The organism is Wolbachia endosymbiont of Drosophila barbarae, assembly GCF_044752445.1.
GTDB lineage: Bacteria > Pseudomonadota > Alphaproteobacteria > Rickettsiales > Anaplasmataceae > Wolbachia > Wolbachia pipientis.
Map to the genome: position 1 here is coordinate 1 of NZ_JBIXJM010000103.1, position 553 is coordinate 553.

Annotated in this window: 1 protein-coding gene; it reads left to right on the forward strand. The window is 33.1% G+C overall.

Annotated elements, in window-relative coordinates:
- The first annotated feature begins 48 nt into the window (after positions 1-48).
- On the forward strand, positions 49-492 hold the full coding sequence (locus ACIPNH_RS01360; protein WP_400771185.1) for a hypothetical protein: 444 nt from the start codon (positions 49-51) through the stop codon (positions 490-492).
- Positions 493-553 lie beyond the last annotated feature (61 nt).

Here is a 553-nt window from a genome sequence, read left to right on the forward strand (position 1 = left end):
TTTCGTCGTGCTGTTGATTCTGCCTTCCTATGACCTGTTCGGACTATTATGAGAAATGCTATAACTTCTAATGTGCCTCTTCCTCTAATTCTTGCTTTAGCTACATTATCTGTTTTGGTGCTTGCACTTTTATATAAAATAATTCGTAATAATAAGAAAATAGAGATTGAGAGAAATAAATTCGCTCAAAAAGAGCAAGAGTTGGAAAATAAAATAACTCTAGGAAAGGAAGCTGAAGAAGCTGCAAACAAAGAAGTGAAGAATCAATTACATGAATTAACTCGAGAAAAGCAAAATTTAGACAAGAGAGCAAAAAAATTGAATCAGAAAGTAAATGAGTCAAAAGTTGAGAGAGAATCTCTTCTTGAAGAAAAAAAATCTTTAGAGAAAAAATTAGAAACAGCAAAGAATCGTACGTTTGAAATAGACAATGAATTGGACAAAACAAAAGAGGAAATAGATAAGCTTGTTGCACGAGAAGAAGAATTATAGCATTTCTCATAATAGTCCGAACAGGTCATAGGAAGGCAGAATCAACAGCACGACGAAAGGA

Bases quoted from the DNA above. Each gene is read 5' to 3' on its own strand.
- ACIPNH_RS01360 (WP_400771185.1), top strand. From the start codon at position 49: ATGAGAAATGCTATAACTTCTAATGTGCCTCTTCCTCTAATTCTTGCT.